This is a genomic window from Rubrivivax gelatinosus IL144, assembly GCF_000284255.1.
Classification (GTDB): domain Bacteria; phylum Pseudomonadota; class Gammaproteobacteria; order Burkholderiales; family Burkholderiaceae_C; genus Rubrivivax; species Rubrivivax gelatinosus_A.
Window position 1 is genome coordinate 1,406,609 of sequence record NC_017075.1, and the last position, 15,268, is coordinate 1,421,876.

The window sequence follows — 15,268 nt, forward strand, 5'->3', positions numbered from 1 at the left end:
GGATATAGTCGCCGTCGCCGCCGCGCACGGCGGTGCGAGATGGTGAACCTTCCGAGATGACTTCTCTTTTTGCCTTCAACCTGACCGAGCACCGGACGCTGTTCGTGCAGCTCGACGCGCTCGAAGCCGAGGTCGAGCGTGCCGGCGAGACGATCGCGCGCGCGCTCGAAGCCGGCGGCAAGCTGCTGGTCTGCGGCAACGGCGGCTCGGCCGCCGACAGCCAGCACATCGCCGCCGAGCTGACGGGCCGCTTCATCCGCGACCGCCGGCCGCTGGCGGCGATCGCGCTGACGACCGACACCTCGGCGCTGACCAGCATCGCCAACGACTACGCCTTCGACGACGTGTTCGCGCGCCCGGTGCGCGCGCTGGGCCGCGCCGGCGACGTGCTGCTGGGCATCTCGACCTCGGGCAACTCGGCCAACGTGCTGCGCGCGGTGGACGCCGCGCGTGAACTGGGCATCACGTCGATCGGCCTGCTGGGCCGCGACGGCGGCGCGTTGCGCACGCGCTGCGACCAGGCGATCGTCGTGCCGAGCACGACGACGGCGCGCATCCAGGAAGCGCACATCCTGATCGGCCACACGCTGTGCGGGCTGGTCGAACAGAAGCTGGGGCTGGCATGAGCCCTCAGGACTTGTCTGGGGCTCATTCCCGCTTGGCGGGACCGGCCGCCAGGCCGGAGGGTGCTCCAGTGAGTGTTACCGCCACCTGGCTGCGCCCTGCGCCCGAGGCGCTGGCCGCGCGCCGCGTGCTCGTCGTCGGCGACGTCATGCTCGACCGCTACTGGCACGGCGCCGTCGATCGCATCTCGCCCGAGGCCCCGGTGCCGGTGGTGCGCGTCAACCGCGAGGAGGAGCGCCTGGGCGGCGCCGCCAACGTCGCGCTGAACGTGCGCGCGCTCGGCGCGCAGGCGACGCTGCTGACCGTCGTCGGCGACGACGAGCCGGCGCGCCGGCTGCGCACGCTGCTCGAGGCGCAGGACGTGCGCGCCGTGCTCGGCGCCGATGCGCAGCTGCGCACCATCGTCAAGCTGCGTGTCATCGGCCGCCAGCAGCAGCTGGTGCGCATCGACTTCGAGAACCAGCCGACGCACGAGGTGCTGGCGCAGCTGCTCGACGACTTCGAGCGCGAGTTGCCCAGCCACGACGCGGTGCTGTTTTCCGACTACGGCAAGGGCGGCCTGGCGCACGTCGGCCGCATGATCACGATGGCGAGCGAGGCCGGCAAGCCGGTGCTCGTCGATCCGAAAGGCAGCGACTACTCGCGCTACGCCGGTGCCGACCTGATCACGCCGAACCGCGCCGAGCTCGCGCAGGTCGTCGGCCCCTGGGGCAGCGAGGACGAGCTGCGCGAACGCGCACGCGCGCTGCGCGACCGCCTGGGCCTGGCGGCGCTGCTGCTGACGCGATCCGAAGAAGGCATGACGCTGTACGACGCCGAAGGCGAGCGCCACGTCGACGCCGACGCGCGCGAGGTCTTCGACGTCACCGGCGCCGGCGACACCGTCATCGCGACGATGGCCGCGCTGATCGCCGCCGGCCTGCCGGCGCGCGACGCGATGCCCTGGGCCAACCGCGCCGGCGGCATCGTCGTCGGCCGCTTCGGCACCGCGAGCGTCGGCTACGACGAGCTGTTTGCATGAGCTTCATTGACAAGCTCTGCGCCCGCGCCGACGCTCCGGCGCGCCTGGCGGCGTTGCCGCGGCCCTGGGTGTTCACCAACGGTGTCTTCGACGTGCTGCACCGCGGTCACGTCAGCTATCTGGAGCGGGCACGCGCGCTCGGCGGCTCGCTGATCGTCGGCGTCAACAGCGACGTCTCGGCACGAAGCCTGGGCAAGGGTCCCGACCGGCCGCTGAACCGCGAGGAAGACCGCGCGCTGGTGCTCGCCGCACTGGAGTCGGTGTCGCTCGTCACCTGGTTCGACGAACGCACGCCGGTGGCGCTGCTGGCCGAGCTGCGGCCCGACGTCTACGTCAAGGGCGGCGACTACGACATCGAGACGCTGGAAGAGACGCGCCTCGTGCGCGGCTGGGGCGGCAGGTCGCTGGCGTTGCCTTTCGTCGACGGCTACTCGACGACACGGCTCGTCGAGCGCATCCGCGCCGGAACGTGAGCGCACGCGCCGTCTTCCTCGACCGTGACGGCGTGGTCAACGTCGACCACGGCTACGTCGGGCGCTGGCAGGACTTCGAGTTCGTGCCCGGCGCGGTGGACGCGATGCGCCGCCTGCACGAAGCCGGCTGGCGGCTGGTGGTCGTCACCAACCAGTCGGGCATCGCCCGCGGCTACTACAGCGAGGCCGACTACGAGGCGCTGACGGCGCGCATGAAGGCCGAACTCGCCGCCGCCGGCGCGCCGCTGGCCGGCGTCTACCACTGCCCGCACCATCCGAAGGGCACGGTCGCGGCTTACACGCGCGACTGCGGCTGCCGCAAGCCGGCGCCGGGTTTGATCCTGCGCGCCGCGCAGGAGCTCGGGCTGTCGCTGGCCGACTCGGTGCTGGTCGGTGACAAACCCAGCGACGCCGAGGCCGCACGCGCGGCCGGTGTCGGCCGGGTCGTTCTCGTCGCCGACGGCGCGGCCGACGCGGCGCTGGCCGACGCGACCGCGCCCTCGCTGGCCGCGGCGCTGGCTGCTGGCCTGATTCAGCCCAGCCGGTCGATCCCCGCGGCGCGCAGCGCCTCGACGTAGTCGGCGCGCAGCCGCGCCTTGCGCTCCAGCAGTGCGGCGCTGCGCTCGCCGACCTCGGCGATCGCCTGCTCGACGCGCGCGACGACGCCCTCGACCGGCTCGCCGACCTCGATCATCCCGGCGCCGAAGCCGCGTGCCGTCTCGCCGCGGCGGTCGTGGCCGACGCACAGGCCCGGCACGCCCAGCGAAGCCGACAGGCCGACGCCGTGCACGCGGTGGCCGACGACGAGGTCGTAGCGGTCGTAGAGCTCGACGTAGTCGCGTGCGTCGTAGGAGTAGCGGATCGTCGCGCCGGCGAAGTCGCGTTCGAACAGCGGCAGCTCGTCGACGTAGTGGGCGACGAACTCGAACTCGTGGCGCGTGCCCAGGCGCTCGATCAGCGCGCGGTACAGCGCGACGAGAAAGGCGTGCGTGCCCTCGGCGACGTTGTTGTGGCGCGCGGCCAGCGGGTGGCCGTAGATCAGCGCGATGCGCTGCACCGCGTCGCGGCGGCGCTCGTGCGGCGCGGCCAGCAGGGCCGGGCAGATCATCTGCCGCGCCGGCAGCGGCGCCAGCGAGGCGGTGGTCAGCGCGTCGCGGCAGGCGATCAGGCGCGCGGCCTTCAGCACCGTGGTCTCGGCCTCGCTGAAGTGCTCGCGGTCGAAGCGGAAGGGCTTGACCGTGCCCAGGCCGAGAAAGGCCGTCGGCGTGCCGCTGCGCGCCAGCGCCTCGTACAGCGGCTCCAGCCGGCGGCCGCGCCATTCGGGCGAGCCGGCGAAGACGACGAGGTCCACCCAGTCCAGCGACATCGAGTCCTTGAACGAGTTGTCGAGGAAAGCCTGGCGCCGGCCTTCGCCGAAGCGGCGCTGCAGCAGCGCCACCGGGTCGAAACGCTTGGCGCGCCGGATCTGCGGGTTGCGGTTGAAAATGACGGGGTTGAAGTCCAGCCCGGCGGCGCGCAGCGCGTTCAGGCAGCCCATCAGGATGAACTCGTCGCCAGGGTTCCACTGGCGCGTGGTCGAGAAGAGGACGTTGGGCATCGGGTACACCCCGGCGGGGCGGGTGGAGATTCAGGGCTGCGCGACGGCGCGAGTTTCCAGCATCGTGCGCACGCGGGCCAGGACTTCGGGGACCTCGATCGACGCCATGTCGCGGCCTTCGACGGCCTGCAGCAGCGGGTCGTGGCGCAGGGGCGGCGTGGCGCCGAACAGGCCCAGCGCCGGCACTTCGACGGCGACGGCGATGTTCAGCACGCCGGTGTCGTTGCCGACGCACAGCCGGGCGTGGCGCAGCACCGCGGCGCTGAGCTGCACCGAGGGCTGCGTCAGCGTGCGCACGCGCGGCTGCAGCGCCGCGGGCACGGCGGCGGCGATGCGCGCTGCACTGTCCGCCTCGGCCGGTCCGCCGACGAGCACCACACTTTGGCCGTCGGCGGCGAGCGCACCGGCCAGCGCGGCGAAGCGGTCGTCGCCCCAGTGTTTGCGCGGCTCCGAGGAGCCGATGGACAAGGCGACCGGCGCCGTCAGGCCGGCGAGCCATTGCGCAGCCGACTGCAACGCGTCGTCCCGCACGGCCAGCCGTGGCAGCCGGGGCCCGTCGACGAAACCGTGCGCGAGCGCGAAGGCCGTCGCTTCCGTGTAGACCCAGTTGCCTGCGCCGGTGTGCGGCCGGATGTACGGCGGCTCGTTGAGCCAAAGCCGCTCGGCGGCCGAGAAGCCGAAACCCGCGCGACGCGGAATGCCGGCCAGCCAGGCGAGCACGCCATAGCGCGGGCGCGAGGCGAAGATCAGCACGCGGTCGAAGCGATGCCGGCGCAGTTCGCCGACCAGCGCCCACTGTGCGGCGAGCGAGTCGTGGCGGCCGCGGCGGCGTTCCGAAGCCCGCGGCCGGTGGTCGAACTCGATGACCTCGGCGATGCAGGGCTCGCCGGCCAGCAGGTCGGCAGCACGCGACGAGGGCCTGGCCATCAGCACGATGCGCCCGTCGCGGCTGGCGGCGGCGATGGCCCGCAGGTAGGGCAGGTGCCAGACCAGGTCGCCGATGCCGCTGCGGTGGTGGACGACGAGGGTGTGCGGCGCGGTCGTGCGCGTCATGCGGGCAGCAGCGTCACGCCCAGTTCGCCGAAGGCCCGCGACATGTCCTCGCGCTCGTCGTTCGACTTGAAGTGCAGACGCTCCCATCCGAACGCCAGCACCGGCACCGCCGGACCGTAGATCTGGCGCGCGAACAGCAGCGCCGACGAGCGCACGCCGAGCACCGCGGCATAGGGTTCGTGCTGCATGTAGGTCTCCAGCGGCTGGTCGAGCTCGAGCACGTGCCAGTCGGGCTGCAGCAGTTCGCGCGCGGGGTCCTTGGGATGACCCTTGTAGTCGACTTCCTGGATGCCGGCGTCCTGCAGCCAGTGCTGCATCGCCGCGGCGATGCGGTCGCGCTCGGCGGCGTCGGCCAGGCCGGCGCCCTGCAGCGGCTGGCCGACGACGAGCGCGCGGCGCACCGCGTGACCGGCTTCGCCCGCCGGGGCGACCAGCGGCGCCAGCGTCACCGCCTTGTGCGCCGGGTACTCGTGCGGCAGTCCGGGCAGCACGTAGACGCGGTCGCAGAACGGCGCGTCCGAGCCGATGCGGTCGCCGCCGAAGGTCCAGTAGCGCAGCTCGGGCGCGGCCAGGCGGCGCAGGTGGCGCAGCTGCTGCAGCGCGCGTTTGCCCGCCGTCAGCGGGTAGCGGCGGATGCTGATGACGCCGTCGGGCAGGATGCGCGCGCGCATCCTGCGCGCGCCGCAGCGCTCCGGCAGCGCGCGCAGGAAATAGTTGACGGCCTCGGTGTCGAAGACGGCGCTGTGCAGGTGCAGCGTGTCGCAGCGGCCGACGAGCGCGGCCACCGCGTCGAGGTTGGCCAGCAGCCGGCGATGGGAGCCGAACGGGCCCGGCAGCGGCTCCCAGCGCGGCCAGGGCATGTAGGCCGAGGCGTCCCAGTCCTCGGCCTCGACCAGCGGGCCGACGCCGCGCTTGTACCAGACCAGCACCTGCCGGGAGCCGCGCTCGTGCGTGGCCGCGATCTGGCGCGCGGCGAGCAGTTGCAAGGGCGAGGCGACGAAGTAGACGGCAGTGGTGTTCATGGAAGCGGTGCCGGGGGCCCGGCAACTGCCACGCCCGAAGCGGCCGACAGTCTCGGCATGCTCCGCAGGCTTCGTTGCAATGAGGTGTCAGAGCGGTGACGGCAGCCACCGAAGTTGTTAAGGGCTGCGACCGGCGCGCCTATAATCCCCGGCGCGATTCGCGCAGGAGAAACCATGGCCCAGGAGCCACCGCTGGACGTCGCTGCGGGCCGGCGTTTGCTTTTCGATGTCGTCGATCTGCTCGATCGCCACGAGATTCCCTATCACCTCGAAGGCGGTACCCTGCTGGGCATCGTCCGCGATGGCGACCTGCTCCCCTGGGATCACGATCTCGATATTTCGATACCCGCTCCGGAGATCGTCCGCCTGGACGCCCGTCGTCGCCTCGACCTGCGTCTGAAGTTCTGGCGCCTGTCCGTCCGGCACTTCTCGCGCGACGATCCCGCGCACGGCTGGCGGCGGGGTGAGGTGCGCATCGTCAAGCTCACCCAGCGGAAGTATCTGTTCGGCCGCGGCTGGCCGCGTCTGGACATCTTCGCCAAGTACGAGGCTGGCGGCCGGATGCACTGGGTGGCCAAGGACCGGATCATGTCCGTGTCCGCCCATCATTACGCCGGGAACGATACCGTGGAGTATTTCGGGCGGCGCCTGAAGATTCCTCTGGACGTCGATGGATATCTCTCTGCGAAATATGGCGAGTGGCGTATTCCGGTCAAGCAATGGGATTGCGGGACGCAGGAACTGACGATTTCCGGAGATTACAAAGAGTGACGCCTCGGAGATGCGCGCGGCGCGGCCGCGCGGAGCCATGAATATCGTTTTCGACGGCGCCAGCTTCTACTACCTGCCGCAGTACCTCCCGGTCGCCGACGAGTTGCGCCGGCGCGGTGTCGCCAGCCGCTTCCTGCTGCACGCCGACCCCGCCGACCCGCTGCTGCCGGCCGCGCGGGCGCAACTCGCCGCTGCCGGCCACGACTGCGCCATCGTCGGCCACGGCGACGCCGCGCTGGCCTGGTATCGCGACCAGGCGCCCGACTGGATCGTCTTCGGCAACGAGTGCCGCTACCTCGACCGGCTGCCGCCGTCGACGCGCACCGCGCTGCTGTACCACGGCATCGGCGTCAAGGCCTGCTACTACGACGCGCCGCTGGCGCGTTTCACGGTGCGCTTCAGCGAAGGCGCCTTCCGCACCGCCGAACTGCAGCGCCTGTATCCCGAGGGACGTTTCGTCGACGTCGGCTTCGCCAAGCTGGATCCGCTGCTCGAGGGCCGCCGCGACGTCGAGGCTTTCGACCTGCGCGCCGCCGGCCTGGACCCGGCGCGGCCGACGGTGCTGTACGCGCCGACCTTCTATCCCAGCTCGATCGAATGCCTGTCGCGCCGCTGGCCGGCCGAACTGGCCGACGTCAACGTGCTGGTCAAGCCGCACCTGCTGACCTGGACCAGCGACAAGTACGCCGCGCAACGCCGCCGGCTGGAAGCCTGGCGCCGCCTGCCCAACGTGCACGTCGCCGAGCCGGCGGCGTTCTCGCTGCTGCCGTTCATGGCGGTGGCCGACGTGCTGGTCAGCGAGGCTTCTTCGGCGATCTTCGAGTTCGCGGCCCTGGACCGGCCGGTCGTCTGGTGCGACTTCTACCGTCTGCGCTGGAGCTATCGCGGCCCGCTGCGCTACCGCCACGAGCGCCGCATGGATCAGACGATCCACGGCTTCCGCGACGTCGGGGCGCACGCCGCGCGGGCCCGCGACCTGCCGGCCGTCGTGCGCCGCGAGCTGGAGGACCCGCGGGGCCACGCCGAAGGGCGCGCGCGCTGCACGGCACAGCTGATCGGCCGCACCGACGGCCGCGCGTCGGCGCGGGTCGCCGACTACCTGCTGGGCGCCAGCTCGCGGTAGACGGCGAGGTTGCCGCGCACCATCGCGGCCACCGAGAAGCGCGCGACGACGTGTTCGCGTCCGGCGGCGCCGTAACGCTCGCGCAGCGCGTCGTCGGCCAGCAGTGCGTTCATGTGGCGCGACAGCGCGGCCACGTCGCCCGGCTCGATCAGCTCGCCGTTGACGCCCGGCAGCACGATCTCCGGGATGCCGCCGGCGCGGCCGGCGACGATCGGCAGGCCGCAGGCCGCGGCCTGCAGCAGCGCCACGCCCAGGCCTTCCATCTCGGCCGGATGCACCATCAGGTCCAGGTTGGGCAGCACGCGCGGCAGGTCCTGGCGGAAGCCGGGGAAGAGCACGCGTTCGCCGAAGCCGGCGGCGCGTGCCTCGTTCTCGATCGCCTCGCGCAGCGGCCCCTGGCCGAAGAGCAGGAAACGCGTGCGCGGATGCGCCGCCAGCACCGCCGGCAGCGCAGCCAGCAGCGTGCGGTGGCCCTTGCGCGCGATGAACTGCGCCGCCATGCCGACCACGCGCTCGTCCGGCGCGATGCCGAACTCGGCCTCCAGCCAGGCGCGCTCGCTGCGGCCGGGGCGGTACTGCTCGACGTCGACCGAGCTCGGCACGCAGCGCAGCTTGGCGCGCGGCACGCCCTCGGCCTCGAGCACGCGGAAGATGCCCTCGGAGATCGTCACGACGCGGTCGTAGAGCCGGTATTTCAGCGCCACCCAGGCGCGCGGCTCGGGGTTGTCGACACGCCGGCTCAGCACCACCGGCACGCCTTCCAGGCGCGCGGCCAGGCCGCCCCAGAAGTCGCTGCCGCGGCGGCTGTGCAGGTGCACGACGTCCGGGCGTTCGGCGCGGATCAGCCGGCGCAGGCGGCCGAGCATGCCGAGGTCGGCGTCGCCGCCCATCGCGATCTGCACGACGCGTGCATGCGGCGCCGCGGCCTCGGCCACCGCGCTGCCCAGCGGCGCGGCGAGCACGTTGTCGACGCCTTCGGCGCCGAGCCCGCGCAGCAGGAACACGACCTGCAAGGCACCGCCGTACAGGTGCTTGCCGGCCTCGACGTGGAGAACCTTCATGGAGCGGAGATGATCGGGATCGTCGGTGCGCCGCCCAGCAGCCGCATCGCGGTGTCGAAGACACGCGGCACCTGCAGCGAGCGCATGCAGTCGAAGCGGCCGGCGCAGGTGGGGCGGCGGCGGCAGGGCGAACACGGCAGCGCGTCGTAGAGCACGACGCTGCGCGGGGTCGCGGTGTCCAGGTAGGGGCGGGTCGAGCCGAACAGCGCCACCGTCGGCACGTCCAGCGCGGTGCCCATGTGCGTGAGCCCGGTGTCGACGCCGACCAGCAGCGCGGCCTCGGCCAGCGCGGCGACGGTCTCGTCGAGCTTGAGGCGCCCGGCGAGGTCGACGGCCATCGGCGCCAGCGCGGCGATGCGCTTGGCGGCCTCGACGTCGCCCGGGCCGCCGACGATGACCGGCGTCAGCCCGCGCTCGGCGAAGGCGGCGGCGAGCTCGGCCCAGCGGTCCTCGAACCAGTGTTTCTGCGGCCGCGTCGTGAACGGGCACAGCGCGACCCAGTCGCCCTGCACCCCGGCTTCGGCGAGCACGGCGCGGGCACGTTCACGCGGCGCGGCGCCGACCGCGAGGTCGAGGCGGAAATCGGTCTCGGCAGCGCCGAGCGCGACGCCGAGCGCGCGGTACTCGCTGCCGATGCGCCGGTCGGCGCCACGCGGCGGCATCACGCGGTGGTGCATCAGGAACTGGCTGCCTTCGTGCGAGCGCAGGCCGACACGCTGCGGCGCGCCGGCCAGCCAGGCGCAGACGCCGCTCTTGAGCAGGCCCTGGGCGTCGAGCACGAGGTCGTAGCGTTCGGCACGCAGCTGGCGCCGCAAGGCGAGCACCTCGCCGGCCAGCTTGCCGAGCTGGCGCTCGCGCCACAGCCGCCGCCATTCGGCGCGCGGCAGGCGCTTGATGCCGTCGAGCCGCGGGTTGTGCGCCAGCAGCGGTGCGGCCACCGGCTCGACCAGCCAGTGGATCGTCGCGTCGGGCCAGCGCGCGCGCAGCGAGCGGATCAGCCCCGAGGCCATGACGACGTCGCCGATCGCGCTCAGGCGCACGATCAGGATGCGCGGCGGGCGCCCGGCGGGCAGGGCGAGCGGCAGCACGGTGGCGGCGTTCACGGTGCGAGGGCCGCGCCCGGCGCGCTGCCGTCGCGGAACTGGAGCTGGTGCAGCTTGTGGTACAGGCCGCCGCGCGCCAGCAGTTCGTCGTGGGTGCCGACCTCGGCCACGCGGCCCTGGTCCATCACGACGACGCGGTCGGCGTTGGCGATCGTCGACAGCCGGTGGGCGATCGTCACCGTGGTGCGGCCGCGCTTCAGGTTGTCGATCGCCTGCTGGACGATGCGCTCGCTCTCGGTGTCCAGCGCCGAGGTGGCCTCGTCGAGCAGCAGGATCGGCGCGTCCTTCAGCAGCGCGCGCGCGATCGACAGGCGCTGGCGCTGGCCGCCGGACAGGCGCGTGCCGTTCTCGCCGATCGGCGTGTCCAGGCCCTGCGGCAGCTCGCGGATGAACTCCATCGCGTGCGCGGTCTCGGCCGCGCGTTCGATGTCCTCGCGGCTGACCTCGCCCGGCGCGCCGTAGGCGATGTTGGCGGCGACGGTGTCGTTGAACAGCACGACGTGCTGGGTGACCAGCGCGATGTTGGCGCGCAGGTCGGCCAGGCGCAGCTCGTGGGTGTCGATCTCGTCGAGCAGGATGCGGCCGCGGTCGGGTGAATAGAAGCGCGGGATCAGCGACATCAGCGTCGACTTGCCGCTGCCCGAGGCGCCGACCAGCGCGACCGACTCGCCGGGGCGGATGTCCAGCGTCACGCCGTCCAGCGCGTCGCCGTCGGCGCCGGCGTAGCGGAAGCCGACGTTCTCGAAGCGCAGATGGCCGCTGGAACGCGGCAGCTCGCGCGTGCCGGTGTCGCGCTCGGGCTCGGCGTCGATGACCTCGAACACCGAGGCTGCCGCGGCCAGGCCGCGCTGCAGCGCTTCGTTGACGTTGGACAGGCGCTTGAGCGGCGCCAGCAGCAGCGCCATCGCGCCGAAGAACGAGACGAAGCCGCCGACGGTGAGCTGGTCGGAGCGCGTGGCCAGCGTCGCGTAGTAGATGATCGCGGCCAGCGCCAGCACGGCGATGAACTGCACGATCGGGCCGTTGGCCGACGAGGTGCGCGTCGTCTTCATCATGTAGCGGCGCACCGCGGCCGCGACCTCGTCGAAGCGCTTGGCCTCGTAGGCGGCGCCGCCGAAGATGCGGATCTCGCGCGGCGCGCCCAGCACCTCGTGCGCGACGTGCGTCATCGAGCCCATCGAGTTCTGCTGCGCGCGGCTGAACTGGCGCATGCGCCGGCTGACCGAGCGGATGACCCAGGCGATGACCGGCAGCACGGTGAAGAACAGCAGCGACAGCTTCCAGTTCAGCCACAGCATGTAGCCGAGCAGGCCGATGACGGTCAGCGAGTCCTTGACGATCGTGATCAGCGAGGTGGTGATGATCGGGCTGATCTGCTGCGCGTTGTAGGTCAGGCGCGACATCAGCGTCGCCGTCGGCTGGCGGTCGAAGTAGGCCAGCGGCAGCGACAGGATGCGCTGGAACATCGCGTTGCGCAGGTCGAGCACGACGTGCGTGGCGACGCTGGCCAGCGTCACCGAGTGCACGTAGTCGGAGAGGCCGCGCACGACGAACAGCCCGATCAGCGCCAGCGGCATCAGGTGCGCGAACTCGGGATCCTTCTCGACGAAGCTGCCGTCGATCAGCTGGCGCAGCAGCGCCGGCACCGAGGCCTCGGCGGCAGCGTTGACGATCATCGCCAGCACGCCGAAGACGAAGACCTGGGTGTACGGGCGCACGTAGCCGAGCAGTCGCCGGTACAGCGCGAGGGAGTCGTTGCGGGCCATCGGTCAGCTCTCGTCGACGCGGCGCGGCGGGTAGCTGTCCCAGCTCAGGCAGCCCGGGCATTGCCAGAAGTACTGGTGGGCCTCGAAGCCGCAGGCCGCGCAGCGGTAGCGGTGCAGCGGGCGCGCGGCGCGCGCCAACGCCTGTTCGACGAGCTCCAGCGCCGCCGGGTCGCCGGCCGCCGGCTTGGGCGGCGTCGCGAGCAAGGCGTGCGCGGCGGTCAGGCTGGGCTGCTGGCGCAGGCTCTCGGCCAGGCGCCGCGGCTGGCCGGGCGGGTCCAGGCGGCCCAGCGCCTGCAGCACGTCCAGGCTGGGGCTGCGTTCGAGCGCGCGTTCGAGCTGCGCGCGCACGTGGTCGAGCCGGCCGCAGGCTTCGCCGCTGGCGGCGTAGTCGGCCGCCACCAGCGCGAAGGCGCCCGGCTGCAGGGCGGCCAGTTCGTCCCAGAGCGCGACGGCCTCGTCGTGCTTGCCCGCGGCACGCGCGCGGCGGCCGGCGATGACACGCGGCCTGGCGGCGTGCGGCGCGGCTTCGCGTGCCCGCTTGAGCGCCGTGTCGGCATCGGCGGCGTTGCCGGCGGCGTCGGCCTCGTCGGCCAGTTCGCACCAGTAGTGGGCGATGCGTGGTGCGTACGAGCCGGTACCACTCTTGTCCAGGCGCGTGGCGATCTCGATCGCGGCGCGCCAGCTGCGCGAACGCTCCTGCAGCGCCAGCAGCGCCAGCCAGGCCTCGGTCTCGAAGGCCGTGCCTTCGAGCGCGCGGTAGGCGGCTTCGGCACGGTCGAAGAGGCCGGCGCGCATGTAGTCCTGGGCCAGCTCGTGCTGGGCGCGGTCGCGTTCGCCGGCCTTCAGGTCGGCCCGCGACAGTAGGTGCTCGTGCACGCGCACCGCGCGTTCGAATTCGCCGCGGCGGCGGAACAGGTTGCCGAGCGCGAAGTGCAGCTCGGTCGTGTCGGGGTCGTTCTGGACGGCTTCGATGAAGGCGTCGATCGCCTTGTCCTGCTGCTCGTTGAGCAGCAGGTTCAGGCCTTTGAAGTAGGCGCGCGGGGCGTCACGGTTGTCGCGGCGCACCTGGCGCAGGTCGAAGCGCGACGCGAGCCAGCCGAGCGCGAAGGCCACCGGCAGGCCGATCAGCAGCCACTGGAAATCGAAGTCCATCGGGCGTCGGTTCGGGTCGGGAAAAGGGCCGGCTCGCGGGGCGAACCGGTCACAGGCCTTCGCGAGGCGGGTGCTCCAGCGGCAGCTCGGAGACGGGGGCCGGCGCGGGACCGGGGGCGGGCACGGGGGGCGTCGGCGCCTGCAGCCGCGCCTTGCGGCGCTGGCGCCACCAGCTCGGCAGCATCGCCAGCACGCCGACGGCCGCGCCGGCGGCGAAGGCCGCGAGAACCACGATCACCATCGGCGCCTGCCACTCGGCGCCGAAGAACCAGCGCACGGTGGCGTTCTGCTGATTGTTCAGCGCGAACGCGAAGAGGGTGAAGAAGACGAAGGCTCTGAAGAGCCAGACAAGAAGGCGCACGGCGCCGATTCTAGGATCCGGCGCGCCTTCAGGCGGCGTCGGAATCTTGCTCGGCGGGCTGGCGCGCGTCGACGGCTTCGCGCAGCGCCTTGCCGGGCTTGAAGTGCGGGACCAGCTTCTCCGGGATCACGACCTGTTCACCGCTGCGCGGGTTGCGGCCCATGCGCGGGGGGCGACGGTTGATCGAGAAGCTGCCGAACCCGCGGATCTCGATGCGGTGGCCGCGGGCCAGCGCGTCGGTCATCGCGTCGAGGATGGTCTTGACGGCGAACTCGGTGTCGCGCTGCGTCAGCTGCGAGAAACGCTCGGCAAGACGGGCGACGAGGTCGGATCGGGTCATGGCAGGGACGGATCGCAAGCGGCTTGAAACGCGAAAAGGCCCGCGCGCCTTCGAAGGGCGCGCGGGCCGAACGGCAGCGGTTTACTCGCGGTTGTCGAGCTTGGCGCGCAGCAGGGCGCCCAGGCTCGTCGTACCGGCGTTCTCGCGCTCGTTGGTCTGGCGCAGGGCCTGCATCGACTGTTGCTCGTCGGCGTTGTCCTTGGCCTTGATCGACAGCTGGATCGAACGCAGCTTGCGGTCGACGTTGATGATCATGACCGAGACGTCGTCGCCTTCCTTCAGCACGTTGCGCGCGTCTTCGACGCGGTCGCGGCTGATTTCGGACGCACGCAGGTAGCCGGTGACGTCGTCGTTGAGCTGGATCTCGGCGCCGCGCGGGTCGACCGTCTTCACCTTGCCGGTGACGATGGCGCCGCGGTCATTGAGCGTCGTGAAGCTGGTGAACGGATCGACGTCCAGCTGCTTGATGCCCAGGCTGATGCGCTCGCGCTCGACGTCGATCGCCAGCACGATGGCTTCGACTTCCTGGCCCTTCTTGTAGTTGCGGACCGCGCTTTCGCCCGGCTCGTTCCACGACAGGTCGGACAGGTGCACCAGGCCGTCGATGCCCGCAGACAGGCCGACGAAGACGCCGAAGTCGGTGATCGACTTGACCGGGCCCTTGACCTTGTCGCCGCGCTTGACGTTGGCGGCGAACTCTTCCCAGGGGTTCGGCTTGCACTGCTTCATGCCCAGCGAGATGCGACGCTTGTCTTCGTCGATCTCGAGGACCATGACTTCGACTTCCTCGCCCAGCGAGACCACCTTGGACGGGGCGACGTTCTTGTTCGTCCAGTCCATTTCGGAGACGTGCACCAGGCCTTCGATGCCCGGCTCGATCTCGACGAACGCGCCGTAGTCGGCGATGTTGGTGATCTTGCCGAACAGGCGCGTGCCGTTCGGGTAGCGGCGCGAGACGCCCAGCCACGGATCGTCGCCCAGCTGCTTGATGCCCAGGCTGACGCGGTTCTTCTCGGCGTCGAACTTGAGGACCTTGGCCGACAGTTCCTGACCGACCTGCACCACCTCGCTCGGGTGACGCACGCGGCGCCAGGCCATGTCGGTGATGTGCAGCAGGCCGTCGATGCCGCCGAGGTCGACGAACGCACCGTATTCGGTGATGTTCTTGACCACGCCGTGCACGATGGCGCCTTCGGTCAGCGTCTCGAGCAGCTTGGCGCGTTCTTCGCCCATCGAAGCCTCGACGACGGCGCGGCGCGACAACACGACGTTGTTGCGCTTGCGGTCGAGCTTGATGACCTTGAACTCCATGGTCTTGCCCTCGAACGGGCTCATGTCCTTGACCGGACGCGTGTCGAGCAGCGAACCCGGCAGGAAGGCGCGGATGCCGTTGACCAGCACCGTCAGGCCGCCCTTGACCTTGCCGCTGACCGTGCCGGTGACGAAGTCGCCCGACTCCAGCGCGTTCTCCAGCGCCATCCACGACGCCAGGCGCTTGGCCTTGTCGCGGCTGAGGATGGTGTCGCCGTAGCCGTTCTCGACGGCGTCGATGGCCACCGCGACGAAGTCGCCGACCTGGACTTCGAGTTCGCCCTGGTCGTTCTTGAACTCGTCGATGGGCACGTAGGACTCGCTCTTGAGCCCGGCGTTGACGACGACGTGGTTGAACTCGATGCGCACGACCTCGGCGGAGATCACTTCGCCGACACGCATGTCGGAGCTCTTCAGCGATTCCTCGAACAGGGCGGCGAAGGCATCAGCGCCGCTCTTGGCGATGACGGTAGTGGAAACGGACATGTGG

General features: G+C 71.5%; 16 protein-coding genes. 6 read left to right on the forward strand and 10 right to left on the reverse strand.

Going from position 1 to position 15,268, the window contains the following annotated elements; all coding sequences use genetic code 11:
• The first annotated feature begins 56 nt into the window (after nt 1-56).
• The 4 genes from RGE_RS06730 (at nt 57) to gmhB (ending at nt 2,696) form a co-directional block, all read left to right on the forward strand.
• Entirely contained in the window at nt 57-626 is a 570-nt protein-coding gene (locus RGE_RS06730) for a D-sedoheptulose-7-phosphate isomerase (protein ID WP_014427582.1), read from the forward strand.
• Between the two features lie 68 nt (nt 627-694).
• The gene (gene rfaE1 / locus RGE_RS06735; protein ID WP_014427583.1) at nt 695-1,645 is read left to right on the forward strand and encodes a D-glycero-beta-D-manno-heptose-7-phosphate kinase; all 951 of its coding nucleotides are present in this window, start codon (nt 695-697) and stop codon (nt 1,643-1,645) included.
• Complete coding sequence (locus tag RGE_RS06740; protein WP_014427584.1) at nt 1,642-2,118, forward strand: adenylyltransferase/cytidyltransferase family protein; 477 nt, start codon at nt 1,642-1,644, stop codon at nt 2,116-2,118. Before rfaE1 ends, RGE_RS06740 begins: the two co-directional genes overlap by 4 nt.
• Nucleotides 2,115-2,696, forward strand: coding sequence for a D-glycero-beta-D-manno-heptose 1,7-bisphosphate 7-phosphatase (gene gmhB / locus RGE_RS06745; protein ID WP_014427585.1), 582 nt, complete (start codon nt 2,115-2,117; stop codon nt 2,694-2,696). Before RGE_RS06740 ends, gmhB begins: the two co-directional genes overlap by 4 nt.
• Here the strand turns inward: gmhB and RGE_RS23075 are convergent.
• From RGE_RS23075 to RGE_RS06760, 3 genes are read right to left on the reverse strand one after another with little or no spacing between them, the layout of a single operon-like run.
• Nucleotides 2,651-3,715: a polysaccharide pyruvyl transferase family protein gene (locus RGE_RS23075; RefSeq protein WP_052310974.1), complete on the reverse strand. Its 1,065-nt coding sequence runs from the start codon at nt 3,713-3,715 to the stop codon at nt 2,651-2,653. The two genes, gmhB and RGE_RS23075, sit on opposite strands and share 46 nt — an antisense overlap.
• A 30-nt stretch (nt 3,716-3,745) precedes the next feature.
• Nucleotides 3,746-4,768, reverse strand: a complete 1,023-nt coding sequence (locus RGE_RS06755; protein WP_014427587.1) for a glycosyltransferase family 9 protein — start codon at nt 4,766-4,768, stop codon at nt 3,746-3,748.
• Nucleotides 4,765-5,790 carry a polysialyltransferase family glycosyltransferase gene (locus RGE_RS06760; RefSeq protein ID WP_014427588.1) on the reverse strand — a complete coding sequence of 342 codons (1,026 nt, stop codon included), beginning with the start codon at nt 5,788-5,790 and terminating at the stop codon, nt 4,765-4,767. Before RGE_RS06760 ends, RGE_RS06755 begins: the two co-directional genes overlap by 4 nt.
• A 174-nt stretch (nt 5,791-5,964) precedes the next feature.
• On the opposite strand from RGE_RS06760, the gene RGE_RS06765 reads away from it, so the two are divergent.
• The gene (locus RGE_RS06765; protein ID WP_014427589.1) at nt 5,965-6,561 is read left to right on the forward strand and encodes a LicD family protein; all 597 of its coding nucleotides are present in this window, start codon (nt 5,965-5,967) and stop codon (nt 6,559-6,561) included.
• 37 nt (nt 6,562-6,598) lie between these two features.
• A complete protein-coding gene (locus tag RGE_RS06770) occupies nt 6,599-7,684 on the forward strand; it encodes a CDP-glycerol--poly(glycerophosphate) glycerophosphotransferase (RefSeq protein ID WP_014427590.1) in 1,086 nt (361 codons plus the stop codon).
• Here the strand turns inward: RGE_RS06770 and RGE_RS06775 are convergent.
• From RGE_RS06775 to rpsA, 7 genes are all read right to left on the reverse strand, one after another.
• Nucleotides 7,657-8,745 (reverse strand): glycosyltransferase, encoded by a 1,089-nt coding sequence (locus RGE_RS06775; RefSeq protein ID WP_014427591.1) that lies wholly within the window; start codon nt 8,743-8,745, stop codon nt 7,657-7,659. The genes RGE_RS06770 and RGE_RS06775 overlap by 28 nt on opposite strands.
• Nucleotides 8,742-9,848: a glycosyltransferase family 9 protein gene (locus RGE_RS06780; protein WP_014427592.1), complete on the reverse strand. Its 1,107-nt coding sequence runs from the start codon at nt 9,846-9,848 to the stop codon at nt 8,742-8,744. The genes RGE_RS06775 and RGE_RS06780 overlap by 4 nt, the downstream gene beginning before the upstream one ends.
• Nucleotides 9,845-11,614, reverse strand: coding sequence for a lipid A export permease/ATP-binding protein MsbA (msbA, locus tag RGE_RS06785; RefSeq protein WP_014427593.1), 1,770 nt, complete (start codon nt 11,612-11,614; stop codon nt 9,845-9,847). Before msbA ends, RGE_RS06780 begins: the two co-directional genes overlap by 4 nt.
• Nucleotides 11,615-11,617: 3 nt before the next feature.
• The gene (lapB, locus tag RGE_RS06790) at nt 11,618-12,766 is read right to left on the reverse strand and encodes a lipopolysaccharide assembly protein LapB (RefSeq protein ID WP_014427594.1); all 1,149 of its coding nucleotides are present in this window, start codon (nt 12,764-12,766) and stop codon (nt 11,618-11,620) included.
• Between the two features lie 49 nt (nt 12,767-12,815).
• Entirely contained in the window at nt 12,816-13,127 is a 312-nt protein-coding gene (locus RGE_RS06795) for a lipopolysaccharide assembly protein LapA domain-containing protein (protein ID WP_014427595.1), read from the reverse strand.
• A gap of 28 nt (nt 13,128-13,155) precedes the next feature.
• Nucleotides 13,156-13,485, reverse strand: coding sequence for an integration host factor subunit beta (locus RGE_RS06800; protein ID WP_259376275.1), 330 nt, complete (start codon nt 13,483-13,485; stop codon nt 13,156-13,158).
• A gap of 63 nt (nt 13,486-13,548) precedes the next feature.
• Entirely contained in the window at nt 13,549-15,264 is a 1,716-nt protein-coding gene (gene rpsA / locus RGE_RS06805) for a 30S ribosomal protein S1 (RefSeq protein WP_014427597.1), read from the reverse strand.
• Nucleotides 15,265-15,268: the final 4 nt, after the last annotated feature.

Coding starts and splice junctions, on each gene's coding strand:
- RGE_RS06760 (WP_014427588.1), bottom strand. CDS start 5,790: ATGAACACCACTGCCGTCTACTTCGTCGCCTCGCCCTTGCAACTGCTC.
- RGE_RS06765 (WP_014427589.1), top strand. CDS start 5,965: ATGGCCCAGGAGCCACCGCTGGACGTCGCTGCGGGCCGGCGTTTGCTT.
- RGE_RS23075 (WP_052310974.1), bottom strand. CDS start 3,715: ATGCCCAACGTCCTCTTCTCGACCACGCGCCAGTGGAACCCTGGCGAC.
- msbA (WP_014427593.1), bottom strand. CDS start 11,614: ATGGCCCGCAACGACTCCCTCGCGCTGTACCGGCGACTGCTCGGCTAC.
- lapB (WP_014427594.1), bottom strand. CDS start 12,766: ATGGACTTCGATTTCCAGTGGCTGCTGATCGGCCTGCCGGTGGCCTTC.
- rpsA (WP_014427597.1), bottom strand. CDS start 15,264: ATGTCCGTTTCCACTACCGTCATCGCCAAGAGCGGCGCTGATGCCTTC.
- RGE_RS06730 (WP_014427582.1), top strand. CDS start 57: ATGACTTCTCTTTTTGCCTTCAACCTGACCGAGCACCGGACGCTGTTC.
- RGE_RS06740 (WP_014427584.1), top strand. CDS start 1,642: ATGAGCTTCATTGACAAGCTCTGCGCCCGCGCCGACGCTCCGGCGCGC.
- RGE_RS06755 (WP_014427587.1), bottom strand. CDS start 4,768: ATGACGCGCACGACCGCGCCGCACACCCTCGTCGTCCACCACCGCAGC.
- RGE_RS06775 (WP_014427591.1), bottom strand. CDS start 8,745: ATGAAGGTTCTCCACGTCGAGGCCGGCAAGCACCTGTACGGCGGTGCC.
- RGE_RS06770 (WP_014427590.1), top strand. CDS start 6,599: ATGAATATCGTTTTCGACGGCGCCAGCTTCTACTACCTGCCGCAGTAC.